This window comes from Microcoleus sp. K1-B1 (assembly GCF_036704705.1).
Taxonomy (GTDB): domain Bacteria; phylum Cyanobacteriota; class Cyanobacteriia; order Cyanobacteriales; family Microcoleaceae; genus Microcoleus.
The window spans coordinates 15418-41582 of record NZ_JAUBSH010000030.1 but is presented as its reverse complement, the minus strand read 5'-3'; the positions used below and the strand labels follow the sequence as shown (position 1 = coordinate 41582).

At 45.6% G+C, this 26165-nt stretch carries 26 protein-coding genes; 20 read left to right on the top strand and 6 right to left on the bottom strand.

Going from position 1 to position 26165, the window contains the following annotated elements; translation table 11 throughout:
• Nucleotides 1–159 precede the first annotated feature (159 nt).
• The 10 genes from ribH (at nucleotide 160) to QUA83_RS13515 (ending at nucleotide 12103) form a co-directional block, all read left to right on the top strand.
• Nucleotides 160–753 (top strand): 6,7-dimethyl-8-ribityllumazine synthase, encoded by a 594-nt coding sequence (ribH, locus tag QUA83_RS13560; protein WP_333293645.1) that lies wholly within the window; start codon nucleotides 160–162, stop codon nucleotides 751–753.
• Nucleotides 754–1034: 281 nt separating this feature from the next.
• On the top strand, nucleotides 1035–1175 hold the full coding sequence (locus QUA83_RS13555) for a hypothetical protein (protein WP_333293644.1): 141 nt from the start codon (nucleotides 1035–1037) through the stop codon (nucleotides 1173–1175).
• Nucleotides 1176–1662: 487 nt separating this feature from the next.
• Nucleotides 1663–2901: a sedoheptulose 7-phosphate cyclase gene (locus QUA83_RS13550; RefSeq protein WP_333293643.1), complete on the top strand. Its 1239-nt coding sequence runs from the start codon at nucleotides 1663–1665 to the stop codon at nucleotides 2899–2901.
• Nucleotides 2898–3707: a class I SAM-dependent methyltransferase gene (locus QUA83_RS13545; protein ID WP_333293642.1), complete on the top strand. Its 810-nt coding sequence runs from the start codon at nucleotides 2898–2900 to the stop codon at nucleotides 3705–3707. The genes QUA83_RS13550 and QUA83_RS13545 overlap by 4 nt, the downstream gene beginning before the upstream one ends.
• Before the next feature lie 240 nt (nucleotides 3708–3947).
• A complete protein-coding gene (locus QUA83_RS13540; protein ID WP_333293641.1) occupies nucleotides 3948–5339 on the top strand; it encodes an ATP-grasp enzyme in 1392 nt (463 codons plus the stop codon).
• Between the two features lie 183 nt (nucleotides 5340–5522).
• Entirely contained in the window at nucleotides 5523–5660 is a 138-nt protein-coding gene (locus QUA83_RS13535) for a hypothetical protein (RefSeq protein ID WP_333221751.1), read from the top strand.
• Nucleotides 5661–5951: 291 nt separating this feature from the next.
• Nucleotides 5952–7331 carry an ATP-grasp domain-containing protein gene (locus QUA83_RS13530; RefSeq protein ID WP_333293640.1) on the top strand — a complete coding sequence of 460 codons (1380 nt, stop codon included), beginning with the start codon at nucleotides 5952–5954 and terminating at the stop codon, nucleotides 7329–7331.
• Nucleotides 7332–7348: 17 nt separating this feature from the next.
• Nucleotides 7349–8437 (top strand): ATP-binding protein, encoded by a 1089-nt coding sequence (locus QUA83_RS13525; protein ID WP_333293639.1) that lies wholly within the window; start codon nucleotides 7349–7351, stop codon nucleotides 8435–8437.
• Nucleotides 8438–8551: 114 nt separating this feature from the next.
• Nucleotides 8552–9862, top strand: coding sequence for a 30S ribosomal protein S12 methylthiotransferase RimO (gene rimO / locus QUA83_RS13520; protein WP_333059616.1), 1311 nt, complete (start codon nucleotides 8552–8554; stop codon nucleotides 9860–9862).
• Between the two features lie 774 nt (nucleotides 9863–10636).
• Nucleotides 10637–12103, top strand: a complete 1467-nt coding sequence (locus QUA83_RS13515; protein ID WP_333293638.1) for a DEAD/DEAH box helicase — start codon at nucleotides 10637–10639, stop codon at nucleotides 12101–12103.
• 587 nt (nucleotides 12104–12690) lie between these two features.
• Here QUA83_RS13515 and QUA83_RS13510 read toward each other — a convergent pair.
• Nucleotides 12691–13236: a hypothetical protein gene (locus QUA83_RS13510; protein WP_333293637.1), complete on the bottom strand. Its 546-nt coding sequence runs from the start codon at nucleotides 13234–13236 to the stop codon at nucleotides 12691–12693.
• A 410-nt stretch (nucleotides 13237–13646) separates the two neighbouring features.
• Between QUA83_RS13510 and QUA83_RS13505 the strand changes: the two genes are divergently transcribed.
• From QUA83_RS13505 to QUA83_RS13495, 3 genes are all read left to right on the top strand, one after another.
• Nucleotides 13647–14846 carry a Coenzyme F420 hydrogenase/dehydrogenase, beta subunit C-terminal domain gene (locus tag QUA83_RS13505; RefSeq protein WP_333293636.1) on the top strand — a complete coding sequence of 400 codons (1200 nt, stop codon included), beginning with the start codon at nucleotides 13647–13649 and terminating at the stop codon, nucleotides 14844–14846.
• A 181-nt stretch (nucleotides 14847–15027) separates the two neighbouring features.
• Nucleotides 15028–15636 (top strand): leucine-rich repeat domain-containing protein, encoded by a 609-nt coding sequence (locus QUA83_RS13500; protein ID WP_333293635.1) that lies wholly within the window; start codon nucleotides 15028–15030, stop codon nucleotides 15634–15636.
• A gap of 42 nt (nucleotides 15637–15678) precedes the next feature.
• Nucleotides 15679–16491 carry a leucine-rich repeat domain-containing protein gene (locus QUA83_RS13495; protein WP_333293634.1) on the top strand — a complete coding sequence of 271 codons (813 nt, stop codon included), beginning with the start codon at nucleotides 15679–15681 and terminating at the stop codon, nucleotides 16489–16491.
• A 69-nt stretch (nucleotides 16492–16560) separates the two neighbouring features.
• Here the strand turns inward: QUA83_RS13495 and QUA83_RS13490 are convergent, their stop codons facing one another.
• The 4 genes from QUA83_RS13490 to QUA83_RS13475 all read right to left on the bottom strand — a co-directional run bounded on the left by QUA83_RS13490 (nucleotide 16561) and on the right by QUA83_RS13475 (nucleotide 18397).
• Nucleotides 16561–16896 carry a XisI protein gene (locus tag QUA83_RS13490; RefSeq protein WP_333233992.1) on the bottom strand — a complete coding sequence of 112 codons (336 nt, stop codon included), beginning with the start codon at nucleotides 16894–16896 and terminating at the stop codon, nucleotides 16561–16563.
• A complete protein-coding gene (locus QUA83_RS13485; protein ID WP_333233991.1) occupies nucleotides 16884–17303 on the bottom strand; it encodes a XisH family protein in 420 nt (139 codons plus the stop codon). The genes QUA83_RS13490 and QUA83_RS13485 overlap by 13 nt, the downstream gene beginning before the upstream one ends.
• A gap of 199 nt (nucleotides 17304–17502) precedes the next feature.
• Nucleotides 17503–17874 carry a DUF2237 domain-containing protein gene (locus QUA83_RS13480; RefSeq protein WP_333293633.1) on the bottom strand — a complete coding sequence of 124 codons (372 nt, stop codon included), beginning with the start codon at nucleotides 17872–17874 and terminating at the stop codon, nucleotides 17503–17505.
• A gap of 49 nt (nucleotides 17875–17923) precedes the next feature.
• Nucleotides 17924–18397 (bottom strand): GNAT family N-acetyltransferase, encoded by a 474-nt coding sequence (locus tag QUA83_RS13475; RefSeq protein ID WP_333293632.1) that lies wholly within the window; start codon nucleotides 18395–18397, stop codon nucleotides 17924–17926.
• A gap of 307 nt (nucleotides 18398–18704) precedes the next feature.
• Between QUA83_RS13475 and QUA83_RS13470 the strand changes: the two genes are divergently transcribed.
• From QUA83_RS13470 to QUA83_RS13445, 6 genes are all read left to right on the top strand, one after another.
• Nucleotides 18705–19277: a TetR/AcrR family transcriptional regulator gene (locus tag QUA83_RS13470; protein ID WP_333293631.1), complete on the top strand. Its 573-nt coding sequence runs from the start codon at nucleotides 18705–18707 to the stop codon at nucleotides 19275–19277.
• 19 nt (nucleotides 19278–19296) lie between these two features.
• The gene (locus QUA83_RS13465) at nucleotides 19297–20802 is read left to right on the top strand and encodes an HlyD family efflux transporter periplasmic adaptor subunit (RefSeq protein ID WP_333293630.1); all 1506 of its coding nucleotides are present in this window, start codon (nucleotides 19297–19299) and stop codon (nucleotides 20800–20802) included.
• Between the two features lie 34 nt (nucleotides 20803–20836).
• Entirely contained in the window at nucleotides 20837–21469 is a 633-nt protein-coding gene (locus QUA83_RS13460) for a Vat family streptogramin A O-acetyltransferase (protein ID WP_333293629.1), read from the top strand.
• A gap of 46 nt (nucleotides 21470–21515) precedes the next feature.
• The gene (locus QUA83_RS13455; protein WP_333293628.1) at nucleotides 21516–21848 is read left to right on the top strand and encodes a DUF2834 domain-containing protein; all 333 of its coding nucleotides are present in this window, start codon (nucleotides 21516–21518) and stop codon (nucleotides 21846–21848) included.
• A gap of 34 nt (nucleotides 21849–21882) precedes the next feature.
• Nucleotides 21883–23037 (top strand): ABC transporter permease DevC, encoded by a 1155-nt coding sequence (gene devC, locus QUA83_RS13450; RefSeq protein ID WP_333293627.1) that lies wholly within the window; start codon nucleotides 21883–21885, stop codon nucleotides 23035–23037.
• A 61-nt stretch (nucleotides 23038–23098) separates the two neighbouring features.
• Complete coding sequence (locus tag QUA83_RS13445) at nucleotides 23099–23833, top strand: DevA family ABC transporter ATP-binding protein (protein WP_333233985.1); 735 nt, start codon at nucleotides 23099–23101, stop codon at nucleotides 23831–23833.
• Between the two features lie 34 nt (nucleotides 23834–23867).
• On the opposite strand, the gene QUA83_RS13440 is transcribed toward QUA83_RS13445, so the two are convergent.
• Nucleotides 23868–25100 (bottom strand): methionine gamma-lyase family protein, encoded by a 1233-nt coding sequence (locus tag QUA83_RS13440; RefSeq protein WP_333293626.1) that lies wholly within the window; start codon nucleotides 25098–25100, stop codon nucleotides 23868–23870.
• An 80-nt stretch (nucleotides 25101–25180) separates the two neighbouring features.
• Between QUA83_RS13440 and QUA83_RS13435 the strand changes: the two genes are divergently transcribed.
• Complete coding sequence (locus QUA83_RS13435) at nucleotides 25181–25993, top strand: acyl-CoA desaturase (protein WP_333079314.1); 813 nt, start codon at nucleotides 25181–25183, stop codon at nucleotides 25991–25993.
• Nucleotides 25994–26165 lie beyond the last annotated feature (172 nt).

The window sequence follows — 26165 nt, the reverse complement described above, 5'->3', positions numbered from 1 at the left end:
TGATTGAAAGGCATTCGGCAGAAGCTAGGAATTTTCCAGACCGCGCGACCCTGTATGTTTTTGCACTTGAGATTCAGATGAGATGCTGCTGCTTTCTGACTTTTGCCTTCTCACAAAAAAAAACTAAAATCTAAAACCTAAAATCTAAAGTAGAGCATTATGACTGTTTTCGAGGGAACTTTTACTCACACCGAATCTTTGCGATTTGCGATTGTCATCGGTCGTTTTAACGATTTGGTGGTTAACAAACTTTTGGAGGGATGTCAAGATTGTTTGAAACGCCACGGGGTTGATATTAATCCTCATGGCTCTCAAGTGGACTTTTTTTGGGTTCCGGGAAGTTTTGAGATTCCTTTGGTGGCGCGCCAAGCTGCTCTTTCTCACCGCTACGATGCGGTAATTTGTCTGGGTGCGGTAATTCGGGGCCAAACTCCTCATTTCGATTTTGTGGCTGGTGAGGTTGCTAAGGGAATTGCGGCTGCTGCTTTTCAGACAGGGGTGCCGGTGATTTTTGGGGTGGTGACGACTGACACGATGCAGCAAGCTTTGGAAAGGGCTGGAATTAAAAGCAATTTGGGCTGGAATTATGCGATGAGTGCTTTGGAAATGGGCACTTTGATGCGCCAAGTTAAGGGTTTGGGAACACACTCTTACGATCATCGATTAGCTACAGGATCTGCTGGTCAAGTGCTTTCGGGTGAAGCAAATCTGGCGATCGCCCCCGATGTATCGTCCGATCAAATCCCCTCGTAAGTTCGGCTAACAGTATTTTTAAGCTCAAAAAACATCAAGATTTGCATTGGGAAAAATCTTAAGACTCTTGTGGGGTGGTGATTAGGCCCGCCCCCAAGGTAAAAATTCCACTCTGGGTCGATCGACAAATTATATCAAATCCGTTAGCATCGGAATAGTAAATTCTAGTTCACTGTTCACGGCGTTGACTGTTCACGGCCTCAACAGTCAACAGTCAACAGTCAACATCACCTGACGGTGTAACCGGAAATGATATTAGACCCATATCTTGCCAATTGGAAATGGGTACTTTGATGCCTCAAGTTCATGCTTTGGGCGGAAATTCTGACGCTTCATTACCTGAGTCTGCTGCTGTTCAAGTGCTGTCGGGCGAAGCAAATCTGGCTGTAGCCCCGGATCTATCGTCAGATAGAATACTGTAATTTCTACAAGGCATATTTTGCCAAAAATAGCCACAGTTCCCAATTCTGAATTTGAATTGTGGCAGCATTTGATTCACTTTTTGTTCTGCAACACATATACCTTTCAAAGACAGATATCCTCCTAAACTGTTGAATAATGTGGAATATCTAGATTATCGTCTATTCCCAAAGAGGTATTATGGGATTTTTGTGTTGAATAAGGTTGAATCAATATCAAAAATTCGTTATGTTAACTTAGGTGTAAGTATTGAGGTTCTCTAAACTCGCTCCTGGCAGGGATTTCAGTATAAATGCTGTAGTAGGATATGTATTTAACCTCTTCTTAATCAACAGCCCTGAAAACAGCTTTATAGATTAATTGTTCAGATAATATTGAATGACAATATTGTCAAGCGAATGCCTAGAAAGCTTTTCTGCTAAGGTATTCAGCGTTTTTGCTGTGACCTGAATACTTACAGTTACTTATCAACGAAAGTGCAAAAATTTTATGGGTGACATTCAAGCAACATTTACAGCTACCCATCGAGCTTTTCAGATTGAGGGGTACGAAAAAATAGATTTCAGCCTGCTCTACGTAGATGGTGCTTTTAAGCTGGAGAATCCTGAGATTGCAGATAGTTACCGCCAATTCGGTCGCTGTTTAATGGTTGTAGATGAAACAGTCTACAGTCTGTACGGTACACAGATGCAGGATTATTTCAAGCATCACGAGATAGATTTAACAGTCTTTCCAGTTAATATCAAGGAACCTGATAAGACGTTAACAACTTTTGAAAGCATCATAGATGCCTTCGTTGATTTCGGACTCGTCCGGAAGGAGCCTGTTTTGGTAGTCGGTGGTGGATTGACTACTGACGTAGCTGGTTTTGCCTGCTCATCCTATCGCCGTCGGACTAACTACATTCGCGTACCGACAACCTTAATTGGGCTGATTGATGCCAGTGTGGCTATCAAAGTAGCTGTGAACCACGGTAAGCTGAAAAACCGCCTCGGTGCTTACCACGCTTCGCAGAAAGTAATTTTAGATTTCTCCTTTCTGAAAACTCTGCCGATCGACCAAATACGAAACGGCATGGCAGAGTTAATTAAGATCGCCGTAGTAGGCAACAAAGAAATCTTCGAGTTGTTAGAAAACTACGGCGAAGCATTGCTGCACAGCCATTTTGGTTATTTAGACGGCACATCTGAACTGCGGGAAGTAGCCCATCGCTTAACCTACAACGCGATTCAGTCAATGCTGGCCCTAGAAGTACCAAACCTGCACGAGCTAGATTTGGATCGGGTGATTGCCTACGGTCACACCTGGAGTCCGACGCTGGAATTAACGCCGGAAATTCCGATGTTCCACGGCCACAGTGTCGCCATCGATATGGCTTTTTCGGCCACCATTGCCCAACTGCGGGGCTACATTTCGATCGCCGACCGCGATCGCATCTTAGGATTAATGAGCCGCCTCGGACTAGCAATTGATAGCCCTTATCTGACATCAGAACTGCTGTGGAAAGCGACAACATCGATCAGTCGTACCCGCGACGGCCTTCAGCGCGCTGCGGCTCCCCGCCCCATTGGCGAATGCTTTTTCATGAACGATTTGACTCGAGGTGAGTTGGATAAAGCCTTACTGGTTCATCGAGAAATCTGTCAGGGCTATCCGCGCCGCGGCGATGGCGAGGATATGTATGTGGTATTGCAGAAAGTTGCAACTCTTTCCACATCGGGGGTATGACCGTGAGACCCGTTACCCCTGTCGGGATTTTAGCCGCTAAACTCGAAAGTCTCGTCTCGCAAGTAGAAAAAATCGATAATCTCGATCGAGCTTTCAAAGCCGAATTACAACAAGCCTACGAATTGGCAAACGGTCTCGATCCGTACCTGAATCTTTGTACCACGCCGGAATCTCCCGCATTAGCCGCATTAGTAAAGCGCACTCAATCAGAAGATTGGAGTAAGCGATTCTCTGACGGCGAGACAGTGCGCCAATTGGAACAGGAGATGCTTTCGGGCCATGTGGAAGGCCAAATGCTGAAATTTCTCGTCCATCTCACCAAAGCACAGCGCGTGCTGGAAATCGGGATGTTTACCGGGTACTCAGCACTAGCAATGGCCGAAGCCCTGCCAGTGGATGGAGTGGTGGTAGCCTGCGAAGTAGATGCTTACGTCGCTGAATTTGCCCAGAAGTGTTTTCAGGAATCTACTGCCGGTCACAAAATCTCAGTGAAGGTGGCACCGGCTCTAGAAACCATGAAACAATTGGCCCAAGACGGGGAAGTCTTCGATTTGGTGTTTATCGATGCCGATAAAGCTGGATACATAGATTATCTCGATTTACTCCTAACTACGGGGCTGTTGGCTCCCAATGGCTTGATCTGCGCCGATAACACTTTGATGCAGGGACAGCCCTACTTGTCGGGTACTGCTACTGCTAACGGGGCTGCGATCGCCAAATTTAACCAGGCTCTAGTTGACGATCCGCGCGTAGAGCAAGTGTTACTGCCGCTGAGAGATGGATTGACTTTAATTCGGCGCGTTTAGTAGAACAAAACTTAGGCGTCAAAACCTTCACAACCGGGTTTTTTGCCCTATGCGGCGCGCTGTAACGGAGTCCGAGCGTCAAAAAACCCGGTTTTTAACCACCTGTGGGTAATATCAAATCCGCGCTTCATCGGCATGATTCATCTCTCTCTTCTGGAGACTCTGCGCCTGCGTAGCTTCAACAGCGGTTTAATCATTCAAAAACCACCGCTAATTAGAGCATTTACTTAGTAAAAAATTATGATCGAAACAGTTTCAACGGCAGCGATGCCATCTGAACAGGAAACAAACGCGACGACTAGACCCTTCCAGACAGTCAAAACCATAGCAACCTTAGTTTTGCTGCTATTGGTACTGCCTCTGAATCTCGCTTTAACAGCGATCGCCCTACTGAGATCCATCATCATCAAACCATTTCAGTCTCGAACGATCGCGGAGTCTCCCCAAACGATTTTGGTCGGCGGCGGCAAGAGGACCAAAGCATTACAGCTAGCGAGATCCTTCCATAAGGCCGGTCATCGGGTAATTTTGTTTGAAACCCACAAATACTGGCTGACAGGTCATCGTTACTCTTGGGCAGTCGATCGCTTTTACACAGTACCAAATCCCCAGGCAGAGGAATACCCTCACGCACTCTTAAAAATTGTCCAACAAGAGAAAGTTGATGTTTACGTTCCCGTCACTAGTGCAGGCGGCAGTTACTACGATGCCAAAGCCAAAAGCGTACTTTCTCCTCACTGTACGGTTATGCAGCTAGATGTCGAAACTCTGGAACGTTTGGATAATAAATATGAGATGGCAACAGCCGCCAAAGCGTTGGGGCTGCGAGTTCCGAAGTCCTACCGCATTACTAATCCGCAGCAAGTAATCGATTTTGATTTTAGTGACGCACAGCGTCCATATATTCTCAAAAGTATTCCCTACGATTCTATTCGCAGGTTAGACCTGAGGAAGTTACCCTGCGCAACTGAGGCGGAAACGGCCGCGTTTGTGAAATCTTTACCAATTTCCGAGAGTAAACCTTGGATTATGCAAGAGTATATTGCGGGGCAAGAATACTGCACTCACAGTACAATTCGTGATGGTCATCTTCAGTTGCATTGTTGTTGCAAATCGTCGGCGTTTCAGATAAATTACGAGCATGTCGCTCGCCCGGATATCGAAAATTGGATTCGTCACTTTGCCAAGAGTCTAAATCTGACAGGACAAGTTTCCTTTGATTTCATGGAGGCGGCGGATGATGGAGAGATATACGCGCTCGAATGCAACCCGCGCACCCATTCAGCCATCGCGGTGTTTTACAACCATCCCGATGTGGCAAAAGCTTATTTGGAACCAGACCCTTTACCACAGACAGTGCTGCCTTTGGCATCGAGTCGCCCGGCTTACTGGATTTACCATGAAATTTGGCGATTGGTGACTCATTTGTGGTCGCCCAAGCAAGTTTATGAGCGGTTACAAATTATCGCAAAAGGCAAAGATGCCATCTTCGAGTGGGACGATCCGCTGCCGTTTTTGATGGTGCATCATTGGCACATTCCATTGTTGTTATGGGCAGATTTAAAGAAGACGAATGAGTGGATTGGGATTGATTTTAATATTGGCGAACTTGTGGAAATAGGGGGAGAGTGAGTATAGCCTTTTGAGCGAAAGATGAGAACTGGGCATAGGGCATAGGGCATAGGGCATAGGGCATAGGCCTCCGTGGGCATAGGCCTCCGTGGGCATACCTCACTTTTTTGAGAACCGCTATATGTCAGTATTAGGGGTTTTGCATTTAGTCGGCTCGGCAGTTAGCGATTTTTACTGTGATTTATCAGGGTTAATGAGTCGCCTAGGACTAGCGATAGACAGCCCTTATCTCACATCAGACAGGCTCTAGTTGACGATCCGCGCGTAGAGCAAGTATTACTGCCGATCAGAGATGGATTGACCTTAATTCGGCGCGTTTAGAGCGTGTTCTCTTGCCCCGGAGATTCCCTTAATCAGGCGGGATCGGAGCGGTCAAAGTCCTAATGCGGATTTAGCCGGATCTGATCTGTGCAACCGGATTAGATCTAATTCATCTGCGTTAATCTGTGTTAATCTGCCCTCATCTGCGGTTGAAAAAAGATAATTTATGAACCGCAGATGACAATGGATGGACGCGGATTTACGCAGATGAAAACAAGAAAGATATGAATAATTCCGATGCTAACAGATTTGATATTACGTTTAATTAGAGTGTCTACTTACTAGAAAATTATGATCGAAACAGTTTCAACGGCAGCGATGCCATCTGAACAGGAAACAAACGCGGCTTTTAGGCGCTTCCAGACATCAGTCAAAACCATAGCAACCTTTATTTTGCTGCTATTGGTACTGCCCCTGAATCTCGCTTTAACTGCGATCGCCCTACTGAGATCCATCATCATCAAACCGTTTCAGTCTCGAACGATCGCGGAGTCTCCCCAAACGATTTTGATTAACGGCGGCAAGATGACCAAAGCATTACAGCTAGCGAGATCCTTCCATAAGGCCGGTCATCGGGTAATTTTGGTTGAAACCCACCAATACAGGCTGATGGGTAATCGATTCTCTTGGGCAGTCGATCGGTTTTACACAGTACCAAGTCTCCAGGCAGAGGAATACCCTCAAGCACTCTTAAAAATTGTCCAACAAGAGGGAGTTGATGTTTACGTTCCCGTCAGTAGTCCAGAGGGCAGTTACTACGATGCCAAAGCCAAAAAGGTACTTTCTCCTCACTGTACGGTAATGCACCTAGATGTCGAAACTCTGCAACGTTTGGATGATAAGTATGAGTTTGCCGCCGCCTCCGAAGCGTTGGGGCTGCGAGTTCCGAAGTCCTACCGGATTACTAATCCCCAACAAGTAATCGATTTTGATTTTAGTGACGCACAGCGTCCATATATTATCAAAAGTATTCCCTACGATTGTGTCCACAGGTTTGATCTCACTAAGTTACCCTGCGCGACCCCAGCAGAAACAGCCGCTTTTGTCAACTCATTACCAATTTCCGAGAGTAAACCTTGGATTATGCAAGAGTATATTCCAGGGCAAGAATTCTGCACTCACAGTACAATTCGTGATGGTCATCTTCAGTTGCACTGTTGCTGCAAATCATCGGCGTTTCAGCTCAATTACCAGAATGTCGATCGCCCGGATATCGAAAATTGGATTCGTCAGTTTGCCAAGAGTCTCAATCTGACTGGACAAGTTTCCTTTGATTTCATAGAGGCGGCGGATGATGGAGAGATTTACGCGATCGAATGCAACCCGCGCACCCATACAGCCATCACGATGTTTTACAACCATCCCGATGTGGCAAAAGCTTATTTGGAACCGGACCCTTTACCGCAGACAGTGCAGCCTTTGGCATCTAGCCGCCCGACTTACTGGATTTACCAGGAAATTTGGCGATTGGTGACTCATTTGTGGTCGCCCAAGCTAGTAGCTGAGCGGTTAAAAATTATCGCCCAAGGCAAAGATGCCATCTTCGAGTGGGACGATCCGCTACCGTTTTTCATGGTGCATCATTGGCACATTCCCTTGTTGTTATGGGAAGATTTAAAGAAGCCGAAAGAGTGGATTAAAGTTTATTTTCATAGTGGAATACTTCTGTAAATAGGGGGAAATTGAGTATGTCAGTATTACGGGTTTTGCATTTAGTCGGAGCTGCAGACAGTGAATTTTACGATAAATTGTCGCGCTTTTATGCCCCATATTGTCTGGAGCAAACTGCTAATCCAGCACTCTATGAATTTCATATAGCCTATATTTCTCCCGGTGGCGAATGGCGTTTTCCCACCTCTCTCGATCCGAGTGCGATCGCGGCCGCTAATCCCATGTCTCTAGCGGGCGCTGTACAGGTGCTGACACAGCTAAAGATTGACGTAATGGTACCGCAGATGTTTTGCATCCCCGGCATGACTCAATACCGTAGCTTGTTCGATCTGCTGAATATTCCTTATGTGGGTAATACCCCAGAGGTGATGGCACTGACTGCTGACAAAGCGAAGGCTAAGGCAGTAGTAGCGGCCGCTGGGGTAAGCGTACCGTTGGGAGAAGTTGTCCGCGCGGGCGTGAGACCTTCAATTGATTTTCCGGTGGTGCTCAAGCCACTGAATGCGGATAATTCTCTGGGAGTTGCCTTAGTTAAAAATGCTGCTGACTATGATGCGGCTTTGCAGACAGCATTGACTCATTCAGAGGAAGTGTTAGTAGAAAAATTCATTGAATTGGGTAGAGAAGTTCGCTGTGGGATTATTGTCCAAGATGGCGAGCTAGTCTGTTTGCCGCTGGAAGAGTATCCTGTAGATCCTGATACCCAACCGATTCGGACTTATGCCGATAAGCTCCAACAAAATGACGATGGTAGCTTAACTGGTTCCACTAAAAATACCAGGCCGTGGGTAGTTGACAAGAGCGATCCGATTACGGAGAGAGTTTGGGCCGAGGCCAGAAAATGCCACATCGCTTTGGGCTGTCGCCACTACAGTTTATTTGATTTTCGCATCGACCCCGATGGAAAACCTTGGTTCTTAGAAGCGGGGCTGTACTGTTGTTTGGCCGAAAAAAGTGTGATTGCGGTTATGGCCAAAGCATCAGGAATTTCTCTGGATACTTTGTTTCAGAGTATGCTGCAAAATGCCTTACAAGGTCGATCGGGTACAACGAACGGTGCAACAAGTAATGTAAATTCGGGTACGGCAGTGATGGTTGAGCGTTGACAGTCTAGCGATGAATGGGGAATTGGTGCAACTAACAAGGATAACTTGCAATTTTTGAAATTGTGTGATACCATAAAACGTTCTCAAAAATAGCGCAACACTAACTATTACTGCATGGCAACGAAGCCAACGATCGCATTTACTCACCTCGGCTGCGAAAAAAATCGCATCGATACCGAACACATGATTGGCTTGCTGGCTCAAGCGGGCTATCAAGTCGATTCTAATGAAGAATTAGCCGATTATGTTGTAGTCAATACTTGTAGTTTTATCCAAGCTGCGCGAGAAGAGTCAGTCCGCACCTTGGTAGAATTGGCAGAAGCTAATAAAAAAGTAGTAATCACCGGCTGCATGGCACAGCATTTTCAGCAGGAATTGCTGGATGAATTGCCCGAAGCAGTCGCAATTGTCGGCACTGGCGACTATCATAAAATCGTCAATGTTATGCAGCAGGTGGAAAAGGGCGATCGAGTTTCCCTCGTCTCTAGTGAACCTACTTACATCGCTGACGAAACTACTCCCCGCTACCGCACGACATCGGAAGGTGTCGCTTATCTGCGAATAGCAGAAGGCTGCGACTATCGCTGTGCATTTTGCATTATCCCGCACTTGCGCGGAAATCAAAGGTCGCGGACGATCGAGTCTATCGTCGCCGAAGCTAAGCAATTAGCCTCCGAAGGGGTAAAGGAAATTATCTTAATTTCTCAAATTACCACCAACTACGGCAAAGATATTTATGGCGAACCGAAACTCGCCGAACTGCTTCGCGCTTTGGGTGAAGTAGATGTGCCTTGGATTCGGATGCACTACGCCTATCCTACAGGTTTGACTCCGCAAGTTGTCGCAGCAATCCGCGAAACGCCCAACGTTTTGCCGTATTTGGATTTACCCCTGCAACACTCGCACCCGGAAATTCTGCGGGCGATGAATCGACCTTTTCAAGCTGGGATCAATGATGCTATAGTCGATCGGCTCAAAGCAGCACTTCCCGGCGCGGTGATGCGGACAACTTTTATTGTCGGCTTCCCCGGCGAAACCGATGAACACGCAGCACACTTGCTGGAATTTGTCAAGCGCCACGAATTCGATCACGTAGGAGTTTTTGTATTTTCGCCAGAAGAAGGAACCCCAGCCTTCAGCTTGCCCCAGCAAATACCTGCAGAAATAATGGAAATGCGGCGCAATTCGGTAATGGCGGCACAACAACCTATATCATTGAAGAAGAATCAAGAGTCTGTCGGTCAGGTAGTTGATGTCCTGATAGAACAAGAACAACCAGAGACAGGCGAGTTGATTGGTAGATCCGCTCGGTTTTCCCCAGAAGTAGATGGACTCGTCTATGTGACAGGAGAAGCGCGGCTGGGATCGATCGTATCTGTGAAAATTACTGGTGCAGATGTCTACGACCTCTACGGTCAAGTGTAAGTATTGCTGGAACTGTTGCCTGAGACGGTGCGGCGAACAAAAACCGGACACGAGCCAAAAATGATTAGCGGATTGTGCAACAAAAGTAACGGTTAGTACACAATTGTGCAAAGATATGTAGCAAAGGGGTTCTAAACTTTTTTAGCCCCTATCTGGCAATCGACCCTCCCCGTCGGGGTGCGGTAATCTCTACAGAACATCGGAAAATTTTAACGAATTTAATGTTTTGTTTCTGAATGTAAAGAGTTATGATGATAACAAGCCAGAAATAAGCGGGGATAATTTGAGATTGCTTCGCCGTCCGCCCTACACCACAACGGTATCCCGAAAGAGTGTTGAGATGGATAGGCGGTAACGGTCGCCCCATCCCCTGCTCAATCCCGCAGGCGACGGATTGCGGGATAGCGCCTGAACCAAACAACCTGTTACTACTATGTAGTGAAGTGGGGCTGGTCATGATCCTCACTATAAAATGCCTAAGAGGGAAAGCTTGCAAGTACCTCAAAGGAAGTCCAATGTCCTGTTTTAAGAATATTGGAAGCCTATAACCAGACCCCTGGCGGTTGGTATCGGTGATGTCACAAAATCAAAGACGGCTGTCGAATTGGTAAATTTAGTCACCATCGACGGAGCTGCCCTATACTCGATTGCTATTTAAGAAGGTGCGCGCAGGCGCAGCACCATAAAGAACTCTTATGAGTTCCTGCCCTAGAGCAGAAATCCGCATCCGAGTTGGGCAACTTAGAAGGCTAAGACTCGTTATTAGGAGCATTAATGAATTTATTGTTTGAAGGCTTAGGTCTTTCGGAAGAACTCGTTCTCCATCTGGAAACACTAGGCTTTACAGAACCTACTCCCATCCAAGTACAAGCAATTCCGCACCTGTTAGCAGGTCGCGACGTTGTGGGTCAAGCCCAAACAGGGACAGGCAAAACGGCAGCATTCTCGTTGCCCATCTTGGAGCGGATTGATTTAGATGTGACTGCGGTGCAAGCACTGGTGCTGACGCCGACTCGCGAATTGGCGATGCAAGTAACTGAAGCCATCCGCGATTTGAGCGGCATCAGCAGCGACGGCCCGGTAAAAGTGGGTCGCTCTCTGCAAGTTCTGACAGTGTACGGCGGTCAATCGATCGATCGTCAAATGCAGCGTTTGAAACGCGGCGTTCACGTCGTTGTCGGTACACCCGGACGCATATTGGATATGCTCAGCCGCGGCAGCCTGAAACTAGACAAGGTACAATGGCTGGTTTTGGATGAAGCTGACGAAATGCTGAGCATGGGCTTTATCCAAGATGTGGAAAAAATCTTGGATGCTGCACCAAAAGAACGTCAAACGGCATTTTTCTCGGCGACGATGGAACCTTCCATTCGGAAATTGGTGGCGCGGCATTTGCGTAACCCCGTCAACGTCACCGTAGAACAACCAAAAGCAACGCCCAAGCGCATCAGCCAAGGTGTGTACATGATTCCCCGTGGCTGGTCGAAGGCAAGAGCCCTACAGCCAATCCTAGAAATGGAAGACCCGGAATCTGCACTGATTTTTGTGCGGACTCGGCAGTCGGCGGCAGAACTCACCAGCCAACTGCAAGCAGCAGGTCACAGCGTTGATGAGTATCACGGTAATTTGAATCAGGCACAACGGGAACGTTTGTTGCATCGGTTCCGCCAATGTCAGGTGCGCTGGGTAGTGGCGACTGATATTGCGGCGCGGGGTTTGGACGTGGATCACTTGACTCACGTTATTAACTACGATTTGCCCGACAGTGTGGAAAGCTACGTTCACCGGATCGGACGCACGGGCCGGGCTGGTCGCGAAGGAACGGCGATTACGCTAATTCAACCGGTCGATCGCCGCAAACTGCGCTTGATTGAACGCCACGTGCGATCGAGCTTGACGGTGCGAAACATTCCGACACGGGCGCAAATTGAAGCTCGTCAGTTGGAAAAGATGCAGGGTAAAGTTCGTGAAGCTTTGGCTGGCGAACGGATGGCATCTTTCTTGCCTCTGGTGTCTCAGTTATCCGAGGAGTACGACTCCCACGCGATCGCCGCTGCTGCTTTGCAAATGGCTTTCGATCAAAGCCGTCCTGCTTGGATGGGCGCGGATTACGCTCAACAAGAAGATCCCCCGGTTGGTGGAGAAAACAGCGTCAAGCCTATCTTGATCAAAAAGCGGGCTAAGACTGGTGAGGCGACTTTTTCTGGAGCACCGAGTGCTCCTGTTCCCCAGAACCGCTAATTGGTAGGGTGCACAATGTGCACCTTATTTAGAATTTTTGTAGAGATGCGATCGATCGCACCTCTACTTTTTTTTATGGGTGTGATCCGAAATCCGAGCTCGGCGGTTGAAACCGCGAACAAACTTTCGTCCACTCCTAGCGGACTGAGAATTGGATAAGTAAAGATACAAGGAAAGCGATCGGACAATTGCTGTAACTAATTCTACGCTAAGAACGTTAATTGAGGAATTGGGTACTGAGTGTCAAAATGTGATTACTTTAATCCATGAGCTTCAGTTACCTGATTTGAGCGATCGACAAAAAGCTGAAATTCTAGCAGACTTCCTTCCTCTCTGCAATCCATATCAACGTTCACTGCGGAGAGGATTTTCAGACACTAATTGCTGAGGAAATGGCAATATTGTCGGATGATGATGAAGAGGATTAGGGAGACGCGGGCGATTCCCTACGGGATAGCTACGCTTCACGCACATCAGGAAAAAGCCCTCCAGTCAACTCACCGAAAGGCTAAAAATCCTCAGAAATAAGGAATAAAGTCCTTATTACAAACTTGTAAACCTGGACTTTTGCACAGTTGTTTAATATTTCAGTTTAGCTGCGTGCTCACAAGAATTTTTTGCACGCGATCGCCCTTAATTTCCACAATCAAATTAGAAGCCTTTTGGTCATTGCTGTAAGTCAACCGAGTCACTCCACCCTGCACAGATTGCGACCCGTAGCCGTAAGTTTTAACGACTTTTTGGCGGTTATCTCTTACCTTGACACCATCAATTGTCAGAAACTTGGGATTGGTAGTAGAAATTAAATAAACTTTGCCTTCCCATGCTGCTACCGTCAATCCTGAGTAGGTTAGCGTGCGAATCTTGCCGCCGAGGCCAGACCCAGCAGGTTTAGTTTGGTCGCGCTGCGGTTTTCCCAACTTACGTTTTGCCTCTTCTACAGACATCCCCAACCGAACGCCACCAATCCCCAGGCGCGAATAGTTCAGCGCCGCCGGCTTTTGTGTCGCGCTGAGCATTCTTTCTAGAGTCACAACAGTTTGATTCATAGCAGGAACCGGACGAACTAAAGCAGCAAATCCTAAGCTCGAAATTGCGAGATTCATCATGATGCCAGCGAGGGCTGTTGTCACAAACATTTTTACCATTTTTTTATAGCTTTATTTGGCAATGTATTCGCGCGATCGCCCGCTCGATCCGGATTGATACTAATAGGACTTACACAAACACTCCTGGAGGCACGGCGATGCTCTGAAAGCGAATTTTTTTACCCAAACTACACACAGAAACCAGGTTTTTACCATAAATTTTAGGTTTAACAGTGAGGTATTCAGCAAGAAACCGGGTTTGTAGCGCCACCTAGGTAAGTCCTGACTAATATTTTTTAAGCTTTGAAACCCGCCAATTTCGGGAGAACCGAATTTGCTCCCGCACAAGCTTGCTTCCGCCTGCGAGGACTGAAAGAAAGAATAAAGAGGTAAATCAACGGAAATTGCTGTGATATCCTAACAAAAGCCATATCTCGATAAAATTAGCAATTTAGATGACCGCAACAGATTCTACTAAACACCAAAAATCCAAAGCCCTCAAACCTGGTAGCCGCCGCCCTGCTAAAGAACTTTGCAGCGAGTGCGGTTTGTGTGATACATATTACATTCATTATGTCAAGGAATCTTGTGCTTTCTTAACACAACATATTGCAGAACTGGAAGAAGAGATTCACGGGCGATCGCGCAATCTCGATAATCCCGACGATTGGTATTTCGGAGTCAGTCAAAACATGATGGCGGCTCGGAAAAAAGAGCCGATCGAGGGCGCTCAATGGACGGGAATCGTCAGCACAATTGCCATTGAAATGCTAGAAAAAGGAATTGTAGAAGGGGTTGTTTGCGTCCAAAATACTAAGGAAGACCGCTTTCAACCGATGCCGATTATTGCTAGAAATCGCGAAGAAATTCTGGCGGCAAAAGTCAACAAACCAACTCTGTCTCCCAATCTTTCTGTATTAGAGCAAATCGAAAAATCTGGGATGAAGCGGCTGTTAGTAATTGGTGTCGGGTGTCAAATTCAAGCTTTGCGAACAGTCGAGAAAAAACTTGGTTTAGAAAAGCTCTACGTTTTAGGAACTCCCTGTGTAGATAATGTCAGCCGTGCAGGCTTGCAGAAATTCCTAGATACGACTAGCCGTTCTCCTGAAACGGTGGTTTCTTACGAGTTTATGCAAGACTTTAATGTTCACTTCAAACACGAAGATGGTTCGGAGGAAAAAGTGCCGTTTTTCGGTTTGAATACTAAGGAATTGAAAGATGTTTTTGCTCCTTCTTGTTTGAGCTGTTTTGATTATGTGAATTCTTTAGCAGATTTAGTGGTGGGCTACATGGGCGCACCTTTTGGCTGGCAGTGGATTGTGGTGCGAAATGACACCGGGCAAGAGATGTTAGATTTGGTAGCGGATCAGTTAAATACTCAGCCGGTGATGTCTAAGGGAAACAGAAAAGAAGCGGTTCAGCAAAGCATTCCGGCTTACGAAAAAGGAGTGACTTTGCCGATGTGGGCGGCGAAGTTAATGGGAGTTTTTATTGAGAGAATTGGGCCAAAGGGTTTGGAATATGCTCGGTTTTCGATTGATTCTCATTTCACTCGCAATTATCTGTACGTGAAGCGCAATTACCCGGAGAAATTAGAGGCTCATGTACCGGAATATGCTAAGCGGATTGTGGGGCAGTATAAGTTGCCTGAGTGAGGTAATTCGGAGAGTTTTTAAGAGCTGTTTTGCAGGAACATGATATTGCCTTCTTTCCTTCAGTCCGGCAGGGGTTTAAACCCCTGCCTCAAAGCTTAAGTCCTTTGAAAAGGACTGAATCAATTATTGGTTGTGTTTGTGGTGCAAGATGGCTTTAACTTTCAATTAGATATATAAGATTATGACACTTATAGTGGCACAGAAATATATCAATTTACTAAGGTCGATCGCACTTACTGGTTGTGTGCTTCTAGCATTATCTGCAAATGGAGTGTCGGCGAAAGCAGCAGAAGTGCGATCGGGAAACAAAACATTTGCTGAATGGTGTCGCGAAAAAGATTCTTTGAGTGATGAAAGTAAACATACTGTTGAGGTGCTGTTGAAGGAAGCAGGGACTACTGAGTGCGATGCGGCTAATCAGAAACTTTCTAGTCTCACGGGGCTGGTCCTCGCCAAAAATCAAATCAGCGACATCAAACCGCTAGAATCCTTGACTAACCTGAATGTGCTCTACCTCCAAAAAAATCAAATCAGCGACATCAAACCGCTAGAATCCTTGACTAACCTGACTGTGCTCTACCTCGATAACAATCAAATCAGCGACATCAAACCGCTAGAATCCTTGACTAACCTGACTGTGCTCTACGTCGATAACAATCCAATCAGCGACATCAAACCGCTAGAATCCTTGACTAGCCTGTACTATCTCCGTCTTAGCGGAAATCCGATCGCTCCCAAAACTTGCCCACTCAAGCCAGAGTCTATCTGTGAGTGGGAACCCCGAAATTAAATGCTCAAACTTTGCAGTTGGGAAAATTAGAGGTACAAGATTATGACACTTATAGTTGCACACAAACACATGAATTTACAAAAGTCGATCGCACTTACTTGTTGTGTGCTTCTAGCATTATCTGGAAATGGAGTGTCGGCGAAGGCTGCAGAAATGCGATCGGGAAACAAAACATTTGCTGAATGGTGTCGCGAAAAAAATTCTTTGAGTCCAGAAGCTAAACATACTGTTGAGGTGCTGTTGCAGTACGCTGAGACTACTGAGTGCGATGCGGCTAATCTGAAACTTTCAAGTCTCACCGCACTCTTCCTCTGGGGTAATCAAATCAGCGACATCAAACCGCTAGCATCTTTGCCTAACCTGATTACACTCCACATTAGTAACAATCAAATCAGTGACATCAAACCGCTAGCATCTTTGCCTAACCTGATTACACTCTCCGTCGGCAACAATCTAATCAGCGACATCAAACCGCTAGCATCCTTGACTAACCTGACTACTCTCCAACTCAACAACAATCAAATCAGCGACATCAAACCGCTGGCATCTTGGACTAACCTGACTTGGTTAGACATCAGCAACAATCAAATTAGTGACAGCAAACCGCTAGCATCCTTGACTAAACTGACTTGGTTAGACCTCAACAATAATAAAATCAGCGACATCAAACCATTGCTATCTTTGACTAAACTGGCTGCGATCAATCTCGAAAACAATCAAATCAATGACATCAAACCATTGCAATCCTTAACTAACCTGAATTGGTTACAACTCAGCGGAAATCCGATCGCTCCCAAAACTTGCCCACTCAAGCCAGAGTCTATCTGTAAGTGGGAACCACAAACTGAACCATAAAACTTTAGTAGAATTACACCCGATCGCACTTAAATTTTTCACTCGCGATTGAAACGGCATTTTGTATTACTATGCAACTCCAAAGCCTGTATGTTCGCGCGCATAAGTTGGCTGAATTCCTAGCACAATATCCTCTTTGGGTACTCCCATTTCTACTAATTCATCAGCAATCTGCCTGTCAGTTTGATTTCGCTGAATCCAGATTTTGCCATTTTTAATATCCAAATGAAACACACAGTTATACACGCGGCGGTGTCCGTCCCATCCTAAATCGACGGCTAGATAGCGATCGTTTTCTCGATCAAAAATTGTTTCTACCTCAATTTCTCCGTTAATTGGTGCTATCTTGCTGTCTTCAATTAAGAGTTTTTGAATGCACTGACGGTAATGCTCTAGTCGATCCATTTGACTATTGCCTCCTGAACTGGGTTATACACAATAAGCTTGACTTGATGTTGTCGAACCGACGCTTGAGGTAACTCCCGACTGAAAAAAGATTCGTAAGTTGCGATGGGAACTGCCAAATATAGAGTGCGATCGGGCTCGAGCTTTTCTAATACTAAACGGTAATTTAAAAATTGTCCCAACGCGGTATGAAAATCAGAGAGAGCTGAAGCGCTTAAAAAACTCTTGACTTCTACTGCAATTTTTTTTCCTGATTTTTCCGCCGCGAGGAGTCGTTCAGCTCCCAAATCGATTTCGACTCTCTCATTCTCGGCAAATTCTAGCCTGAGAGGATCGTGAGTAACCACCCACTCAGATTTTTCAAGACCTCGCTTCACAGCATTATGAAATATATCCTTAGCTGACACTGGTTATACCTCACCTCTAAACCTATCTTAACTGATTGGAGTAAACTTGTAGGGTGGGTCAGTGAAAAACCCCTGAATTATTGAAAAAATAACGCCAACTGACGCACCCTACAGTTGGTATAAGAGCCCGATCGCCCGTTAGCGAAAGCGTTGCGCTCCGAAGGAAAGCCCTCGAAGAGGATCGCACACCAACATCCTCCTACAAATCAACAGCGTGCTGCTTCAATTCATCCAAAGAAACGTATTCCAAAGTCAAGGCGTGAGTCGCGGCCAAAACCACAGGTGGCGCTACTCCCGCATCCATAGCTTCCTTCCAGCGAGAGGCGCACAAACACCAGCAATCCCCAGGCTTCAAACCGGGAAAGTTAAATTCGGGAACCGGAGTGCTCAAATCATTTCCGTTCGATTTAGTGAATTGCAAAAACTCTTCTGTCAGTTGAGCACAAACAGTGTGAGCCCCAAAGTCGCCACCACCTGTATTACATTTGCCGTCCCGATAATACCCCGTCATCGGAGACGTGCAGCAATTCTCTAACTTTCCGCCCAGCACATTTGTAGCTTCCGTCACCATCGCAACTCCTGAGTAAAACTCTTCGATCTAATTTTACACAACTCGTTGTTTATATATTTTTTTCCATCGCAAAGTTGATGAATTTTTGTCCTCTCCGTTCTACTTCTTGTTTTCTAATCACCATAAATCCCTGGGTTTCAAAAAAAGGTCGAGCTGTAATGCTGGCTTCTGTAAATAACTTGTTAATTCCTAAATCTTTGGCTTTTGACTCAATTTGTTTTAAAATTAACCTACCGACTCCTTGTCTTTGAAAATCTTGATGACAGTAAAAGCGATCGATATGGCCGCTTGCTTCTAATTCCCCAAAACCTGCAATTGTATCACCCTCTTCTGCTACAAAAGTAAATTTACTGCTTAAACTTTTAGTCCAACTTTCGATATCCATATCTGCTGGTGCCCAAGCATCTACTTGTGCTTGTGTGTAATCGCGGATGTTTACTTCGTGTACGGTGTCGTAAAACAGTTTTACAATTTGTTGGGTATCACCGATTTCGTAGGTTCGTACTCTCATAAATTCTTTCACTGCGATCGCTTGTTTAATATTAATTTGGGATTTTTAACCGCTTCGCAACACGGATGGATGTTGGCTTTTACCATTGTGTCTCATTTCTTGCAGGGCGATCGACCAAAAAATTCTCTCTCACCCTTGACAAACTCTACGACTCTGTGTTCTATTAAATATAACGATTGTTCGATATATCTCAATTCCGCCCGCTAACGCAAAAAATCAATTTTGTAGCGAGGGATACTATATCGCACGTTCGATATAGAATTATCAGACCAATAAATTTTAGACTTTAGATAATCTAAAATCTAAAATCTATTCACCCATGCCAAAAATAGTTGACCGCGATCAATACCGCAAAGAACTACTCAACAAATGCTTTGAGATATTTGCCGAAAAAGGTTACTCCTCAGTAACTATGCGCGAAATTGGATCGGGAATCGGAGTTTCTACAGGAACCCTTTACCACTACTTCCCGAGTAAAGAAAGTTTGTTCGAGCAGTTAATCGAATACTTGAGCTATGAAGATACAAAAGAAGAAGCACTTGCTGAATTGGGAAATCCGCCAACCCTAGCAAAAAAAGTTGACAAACTGATGGAATACCTCAGCCAAAATGAGGATTACATTCTGAAAAGCTTGTTAATGATATTTGATTTTTGTCAACAAAAAACTCGCCAAGAAATTAATAACAATCAAGCGCTTCAGCAATCGGGAAAGCGTTACGAAGAGGCACTAAATTGCTACTTAGGTATCTCCGACCCAGCGATCTCTAAATTTATCATTTGTTATGCTGACGGTTTGCTGGTAAGAAGGTTTTATCAAGGTGAAAGAATATCTATTGCAGAACAATCGATTGTACTAAAAGAGATGTTGCTCGCTTATTTAGAAAAAACCTAGCTGCAAATAGAGGACAAGTATGAACTTTCCATCTTTTATTAAACCTAAAAATCGATTAGGAATCGGAATGGCAATTGCTGGCAGCATAATTACCATCGGCACAGCTTTTTACGGGATTTCTCAGTTTGTACCGTTGGCTCAAAATACGGAACCTTTGCCAGCAGAAATACCGCCAGTGAGGAAAATAACGGCATTGGGAAGATTGGAACCGCAAGGAGAAGTGGTTCGCTTGGGAGTATCGCAGAGTTTAGATGGCGATCGCATTTCCCAGCTTTTAGTCAAAGAGGGCGATCGAGTCAAAGCAGGACAACTAATCGCGATTTTGGATGCGCGCGATCGGCTGCAATCTGTTTTAGATGAAACTCAAGAGAAAGTCAAAGTTGCTCGATCCCGTTTAGCACAAGTAAAAGCTGGTGCAAAGTCGGGAGAACTTGCCGCACAATCTGCCACAATTGCCAAGCTAGAAGCGGATCTGCAAGGCAACAAAGCTGCACAACAAGCAACAGTTGATCGCCTGCAAGCGCAATGGCAAGGCGACAGAACCGCACAGCAGGCAACTATCAGCCGAATCACGGCCCAGTGGCAAGGGGAGAGGAAAGCACAACAGGCAACAATTAGCCGAATAGCGGCACAATGGCAAGGAGAAAAAACTGCACAAATAGCAGCGATAGACAAATTGCAAGCCGAGTTTAATAATGCTAAAACTGAAGATTTCCGACATCAGCAACTCGCGGGTGAAGGTGCAGTTTCTAAATCCGTAAGAGATACTAAGCGGCTGGCATTAGAAACAAGTCGCCAGCAAATTAAAGAAGCACAAGCTAATCTCAGCCGAATTAATAATACGGCAAAGCAGCAACTTGAAGAAGCGCAAGCAAACCTCGATCGCATTAACAATACCGCCAAACAGCAAATTAACGAAGCAGAAGCAAATCTCGATCGCATTAACAGTACATCAATCCAGCAGCTTAACGAAGCTCAAGCAACACTCAAACGCATTCAAGAAACTGGCATCGAACAACTAGAAGAAGCGAAATCAACTCTTGACAAAATAGCCGAAGTGCGCCCCGTGGACGTGCAAGCAGCCGAAGCTGAGATCGAAAGTGCGATCGCCCAAGTGAAGCGCGCCCAAACCGAGTTAAATCAAGCTTCCATCCGCGCGCCAAATCCTGGAAAAATCCTGAAAATTCATACTCGTGCTGGTGAAAAAATCAGCGATGACGGCATTACAGACTTAGGAAAAACTGACCAAATGGTAGTCGTTGCGGAAATTTATCAAACCGACATCAGCAAAATTAAGCTGGGACAAAAAGCAGCGGTTATTAGCCAAGCATTCTCAGGAGAGTTGCAGGGAACTGTCAAAGAGATTGCGTTAAAAGTAAGTAAACAAAATGTGTTTAGTAACCAACCAGGAGAAAACTTGGATAGCCGAGTAGTAGAAGTAAAAATTTACCTGAATCCTGAAGCTAGCAAACAAGTTGCGGGATTGACCAATTTGCAGGTACAAGTAGCAATTAAACAAAACTAAAGTCTTTACTAAAAACCTTGGAGGATTGAAAGTTATGGTAGAATTTGGCCCCGATCCGAACCGACCTTATCCGATGGCAGACCAGCGCAGGGTTTGCTTTATCAAAAACTTCATAAAATCCCCCAATATTATCGTCGGCGATTACTCATATTATGACGATCCAATCGAGCCAGAAAACTTTGAAAAAAATGTACTTTACAATTACGGCAGTGACAAATTAATTATTGGTAAATTTTGTGCGATTGCCACTAACGTCAAATTCATTATGAACGGTGCAAATCACAAATTAGACGGCATTTCTACTTATCCTTTTCCCGTCTTTGGGAATGGTTGGGAAACAGCCATGAATCTATTAATGGAACTGCCAAGTAAAGGCGATACTGCGATCGGCAATGACGTTTGGATCGGCTATGAATCGGTGATTATGCCGGGAGTCAAAATCGGCGACGGTGCAATCGTGGCCGCCAAAACAGTTGTAGTAAAAGATGTTCCCGCTTACACCGTTGTCGGTGGAAACCCCGCACATTCAATCAGACAGCGTTTCAGCGATGCGGAAGTTGCACAACTATTAGAAATTCGGTGGTGGGATTGGGAAATTGACAAGATTTCTCGCAACATTAACTTAATTATGCAATCTGATATTAAAGCGCTCAGTAATGCTGAGTAAACTCGCAAATATAGCGATTTAAAATTAACAAACTGGAGGTTTACCAATGCTTCAAATTGCATACTTAGTTCTCTGTATTCTGGGTACTGCTTTACCGTATTCCCAGTTTCTCCCGTTTCTCTTAGAAAAAGGGTTGAATATTAACGCTTTCTTCGGACAATTGTTTGCCAATCAAATATCCGGCTTTTTTGGTATGGATGTAATCGTCTCTGCCGTGGTTTTTTTGTTTTTTGTATTTAGCGAAGGTTCGCGTCTGAGAATGAAAAACTTGTGGATTTATATTGCCACTTTACTGGTTGGTGTTTCCCTGGGTTTGCCTTTATTTCTCCTAATGCGACAACGCAAACTTGAAGAAACGGCTTTAAATAACCAACAATAAATTCCCAATTCCCAATTCCCAATTCCCACAATTTATGTTTCGCAAAACACCCCTGGCATGGTTGCAAGTAACTAGAGAAAAAACCCGCCTCGCTGTTGCTATTGCAGGAATTGCCTTTGCAGATATTCTGATTTTTGTGCAACTGGGATTTCAAGATGCACTATTCGATTCTGCTGTTAAGCCGCACCAAAGTTTACAGACAGATTTAGTTTTAATCAATCCTCAATTTGAAACTTTTGCTGCGGTAAAAGACTTTAACCGAGAGCGACTTTACCAAGCACAAGGAGTAGAAGGAGTAAAATCCGTTACTTCCTTATATATTGGTATGGGAGAGTGGCGAAATCCCACAACCCGCACTACTCGATCGATTTTAATTTTTGGAATCGACCCCGGCAACATAACATTTAATTTGCCTGATGTCAATGAAAAATTGCCTCAAATTCAAATGTTTAATCATGTGTTGTTTGACCAATCTTCTCGACCTGAATACGGCGAGATTGCCAATATTTTTCACAAACAATCTACCCTCGAAACTGAACTCAATAAACGCAATATTCAAGTAGGAGGAGTCTTTACTCTCGGTACTTCCTTCGTGGCTGACGGCAATGTCATTGCCAGCGATTCTACATTCATGAACTTATTTCCCGATCGCACACCCGATCAAGTTGATGTCGGCTTAATCAACCTACAACCCGATGCCGATATCAAAAAAACTCAGTCAATGCTCAAAGCTATATTGCCCGATGATGTCAAAGTTTTAACCCTAGCGGAATTTGCAGAAATTGAAAAAGCTTATTGGGCCAATGCTACTCCGATCGGCTTTATTTTCGGATTCGGTACAATTATCGGATTCGTTGTTGGTCTGATTATTGTTTACCAAATTCTTTACTCGGACGTTTCCGATCACTTAGCGGAATATGCGACTTTAAAAGCAATGGGATATAGCGATCGCTATTTAGTCGGAGTCTTAATTCAGGAAGCTCTGCTATTAGCTGTATTAGGTTTTATGCCGGGAATTGTTTTAGCCAACGGACTGTATTCGCTAGCACAATCTGCCACTTTACTGCCAATTGCGATGACCACAAATCGAGCGGTTGTAGTGTTAAGTTTGACGATCGTGATGTGTACAGGTTCCGGCGCCCTCGCCCTCCGCAAACTCCAATCAGCCGACCCCGCAGACATCTTCTAATCTGCCTTCATCAGGGTCAATCTGCCTGCATCTGCGGTCAAAAAAACTCCCAAAAATCATTATGCAAACCCTAAATTTTCCCGCTAACTCAACTACCGCAACCGAACCAGTAATTTCAGTCCAAAACCTCAACCATTACTTCGGTCAAGGCTCTCTCAAAAAACAAGCCTTATTTGACATAAATCTCGATATAAACCCCGGAGAAATAGTCATTATGACGGGGCCCTCTGGTTCCGGCAAAACAACTTTATTGACAATGTTAGGCGGGCTGCGTTCGGCTCAAGAAGGCAGTCTCAAAATTCTTGGGCAAGAAATACACGGAGCTAGCAAAACTCAGTTAACTAAACTCAGAAAGCAAATTGGCTATATTTTTCAAGCACATAACTTGATGACATTCTTGACAGCCAAGCAAAACGTGCGAATGTCTTTGGAACTGCACACAGAAATGCTAAATCAGAATATGGATGCTTTGTCCATAGCTATGTTAGAAGCAGTGGGTTTGGGAGAGCGGGCTAATTATTACCCCGAAAATTTGTCGGGAGGGCAAAAACAAAGAGTTGCGATCGCCCGCGCGTTAGTTAGCCACCCTAAAATAGTTTTAGCGGACGAACCAACCGCCGCTTTGGACAAAAAATCCGGGCGAGATGTCGTAGAAATTATGCAAAAACTAGCAAAAGAACAAGGCTGCACGATTTTGCTAGTAACGCACGATAACCGCATTCTCGATATTGCCGATCGAATTATCTACATGGAAGACGGTCGATTAGTGACAAATCTCGCCGATCGACCTCAATAGGGCGCACCATCATCAACGGAAGTGCGCCCGCGCCCTAATTAGCGGGGCCAACAGCCTCGATCGCATCCTCCAGGGCGATCGATACATGAGTCCAATGAGTCCCCCCCTGACAAAAAGCCACGTAAGGCTCCCGCAGAGGCCCGTCAGCCGAAAACTCCGACGTACTCCCATCAATAAAAGTACCCCCAGCCATCACTAACTGACTTTCATACCCGTGCATCGGAGCCGGCACCGGATCTAAATAGGAACCCACGGGAGAATTTTGCTGAACGGCGCGACAAAAAGCAATTAACTTATCAGCAGAACCGAATTCGATCGCCTGAATCACATCTCGTCTTCTAGCCAAAGGCATAGGATTCACTCGATAACCCAACTTATAAAAAATATAAGCCGTCAAATGATTTCCCTTCATTGCCTCCCCCACACAACCGGGAGCCATAAACAAACCCTGAAACAGCAACCGATTCAAATCAAAAGTTGCGCCGCCGCTGCTGCCGATTCCCGGCGCCGTCAAGCGACAAGTTGCCGCCTCCACTAAATCCGCCCTGCCGGCGACGTAACCGCCCGCAGGGACGATCGTACCCCCCGGATTTTTGATTAAAGAACCAGCCATCAGATCCGCACCCACAGCAGTAGGTTCGCAATCATCAACAAACTCTCCGTAACAATTATCAACAAAGCAAATTGTGTTAGGATTCTGATGTTTGACTATGGCGACGATTTTTTCGATCTCAGAAATAGACAAACTCGACCGCCAAGAATAGCCGCAAGAGCGCTGGATAAAAACCAGGCGAGTCTTTGCTGAAATAGTAGAGCTCAATGCCTGCCAATCCAAACTTCCTTCGCGAGTTAGAGGCAACTCACGGTAACTAATGCCAAACTCAAGCAGTGAACCTTGACCTTGCCCGCGCAAGCCGATCACTTCTTCTAAAGTATCGTAGGGAGAACCAGCCACTGCCAACATTTCGTCACCAGGACGCAGGATGCCAAAAAGAGCACAGGCGATCGCGTGAGTACCCGAAACAAACTGTACCCGGACAGCCGCAGCCTGGGCCCCTACCACTTCGGCAAACACCCCGTCCAAAGTCTCCCGACCCAAATCATCGTGGCCGTAACCCGTAACCCCTGCAAAATGGTGGACTCCAACCCGGTGGCTGCGAAAAGCTTTTAAGACTCGTTGAAGATTTTGCTTGACTGTAGTGTCAATACCAGAAAAAATCTGAAAGAGTGCCTGTTCTGCTTCCTGTAGCCGTGAAACGCTATTCATCTATACCTCGCTCACCCTTTGCGTGCGCGCTGTTCATTATGGCGTAGATGCGGCCCCTAGTTTGTAAACATAATATATTCATGACGATTGCAACTTCCAAAAAAACTTCTCCTGATTGGCCTGTCGTAGGCTTTATGGCCTTTCTGCACATCGGTGCTTTATTTGCTTTGCTGCCGGGTAATTTTAGCTGGTCTGCGGTCGGGCTAGCAGTCTTCCTGCATTGGGTAACAGGTGGTTTAGGAATTACTCTCGGATATCACCGCCTCGTCACCCACCGCAGTTTTCAAACACCGAAATGGCTAGAGTATTTTCTAGTTATTTGCGGTACCCTTTCCTGTGAAGGTGGCCCGATCGACTGGGTAGGAATGCACCGGTTACACCACATACATTCCGACACCGAAACAGATCCCCACGATTCCAATCAAGGCTTCTGGTGGAGCCACATGGGCTGGATGCTCTCGGATCTTCCGATCAGAGTTGAAATCCCCCGCTTTACTAAAGACATCGGCGACGACCCAGTATACAAGTTTCTCCAAGCATATTTTATCCCCATCCAAGTTGTCTTCGGTGTGTTGCTTTATTTATTAGGCGGCTGGTCTTTCGTGGTTTGGGGCGTGTTTATGCGGATCGTGGTGGTGTTCCACTGCACTTGGCTGGTTAACAGCGCTACCCACAAATTTGGCTACCGCACCTACGAGTCGGGCGATCGCTCGACCAACTGCTGGTGGGTTGCCCTGCTCACCTACGGCGAAGGCTGGCACAACAACCACCACGCCTTTCAATACTCGGCGCGCCACGGTCTTCAATGGTGGGAAATCGACTTCACCTGGATGACAATTCAACTGCTGCAATCGCTGGGTTTGGCAACCAAAGTGAAATTAGCAGAAAAATAGCGATCGGCAATTAGTCATTGGTTGTAGGTCATCAGTTCTGGACTAATGGCTGGTGACCAATGCCTAATCCTGTTTTTTGCGATCGGTATAGGTTGGGTTGAACACAGATCGAATCTCCTGGTGCGATCGACCCAACCAAAACCAGAATCAGTTATAATATAATTGGGAACAA

Bases quoted from the DNA above. Each gene is read 5' to 3' on its own strand.
- QUA83_RS13445 (WP_333233985.1), top strand. From the start codon at position 23,099: ATGCAAACCCTAAATTTTCCCGCTAACTCAACTACCGCAACCGAACCA.
- QUA83_RS13460 (WP_333293629.1), top strand. From the start codon at position 20,837: ATGGTAGAATTTGGCCCCGATCCGAACCGACCTTATCCGATGGCAGAC.
- QUA83_RS13530 (WP_333293640.1), top strand. From the start codon at position 5,952: ATGATCGAAACAGTTTCAACGGCAGCGATGCCATCTGAACAGGAAACA.
- QUA83_RS13435 (WP_333079314.1), top strand. From the start codon at position 25,181: ATGACGATTGCAACTTCCAAAAAAACTTCTCCTGATTGGCCTGTCGTA.
- QUA83_RS13465 (WP_333293630.1), top strand. From the start codon at position 19,297: ATGAACTTTCCATCTTTTATTAAACCTAAAAATCGATTAGGAATCGGA.
- QUA83_RS13480 (WP_333293633.1), bottom strand. From the start codon at position 17,874: ATGGTGACGGAAGCTACAAATGTGCTGGGCGGAAAGTTAGAGAATTGC.
- devC (WP_333293627.1), top strand. From the start codon at position 21,883: ATGTTTCGCAAAACACCCCTGGCATGGTTGCAAGTAACTAGAGAAAAA.
- QUA83_RS13545 (WP_333293642.1), top strand. From the start codon at position 2,898: ATGACCGTGAGACCCGTTACCCCTGTCGGGATTTTAGCCGCTAAACTC.
- QUA83_RS13555 (WP_333293644.1), top strand. From the start codon at position 1,035: ATGGGTACTTTGATGCCTCAAGTTCATGCTTTGGGCGGAAATTCTGAC.
- QUA83_RS13540 (WP_333293641.1), top strand. From the start codon at position 3,948: ATGATCGAAACAGTTTCAACGGCAGCGATGCCATCTGAACAGGAAACA.
- QUA83_RS13505 (WP_333293636.1), top strand. From the start codon at position 13,647: ATGACCGCAACAGATTCTACTAAACACCAAAAATCCAAAGCCCTCAAA.
- QUA83_RS13490 (WP_333233992.1), bottom strand. From the start codon at position 16,896: ATGGATCGACTAGAGCATTACCGTCAGTGCATTCAAAAACTCTTAATT.
- QUA83_RS13470 (WP_333293631.1), top strand. From the start codon at position 18,705: ATGCCAAAAATAGTTGACCGCGATCAATACCGCAAAGAACTACTCAAC.
- QUA83_RS13515 (WP_333293638.1), top strand. From the start codon at position 10,637: ATGAATTTATTGTTTGAAGGCTTAGGTCTTTCGGAAGAACTCGTTCTC.
- QUA83_RS13495 (WP_333293634.1), top strand. From the start codon at position 15,679: ATGACACTTATAGTTGCACACAAACACATGAATTTACAAAAGTCGATC.
- ribH (WP_333293645.1), top strand. From the start codon at position 160: ATGACTGTTTTCGAGGGAACTTTTACTCACACCGAATCTTTGCGATTT.
- QUA83_RS13440 (WP_333293626.1), bottom strand. From the start codon at position 25,100: ATGAATAGCGTTTCACGGCTACAGGAAGCAGAACAGGCACTCTTTCAG.
- QUA83_RS13550 (WP_333293643.1), top strand. From the start codon at position 1,663: ATGGGTGACATTCAAGCAACATTTACAGCTACCCATCGAGCTTTTCAG.
- QUA83_RS13455 (WP_333293628.1), top strand. From the start codon at position 21,516: ATGCTTCAAATTGCATACTTAGTTCTCTGTATTCTGGGTACTGCTTTA.
- QUA83_RS13500 (WP_333293635.1), top strand. From the start codon at position 15,028: ATGACACTTATAGTGGCACAGAAATATATCAATTTACTAAGGTCGATC.
- rimO (WP_333059616.1), top strand. From the start codon at position 8,552: ATGGCAACGAAGCCAACGATCGCATTTACTCACCTCGGCTGCGAAAAA.
- QUA83_RS13525 (WP_333293639.1), top strand. From the start codon at position 7,349: ATGTCAGTATTACGGGTTTTGCATTTAGTCGGAGCTGCAGACAGTGAA.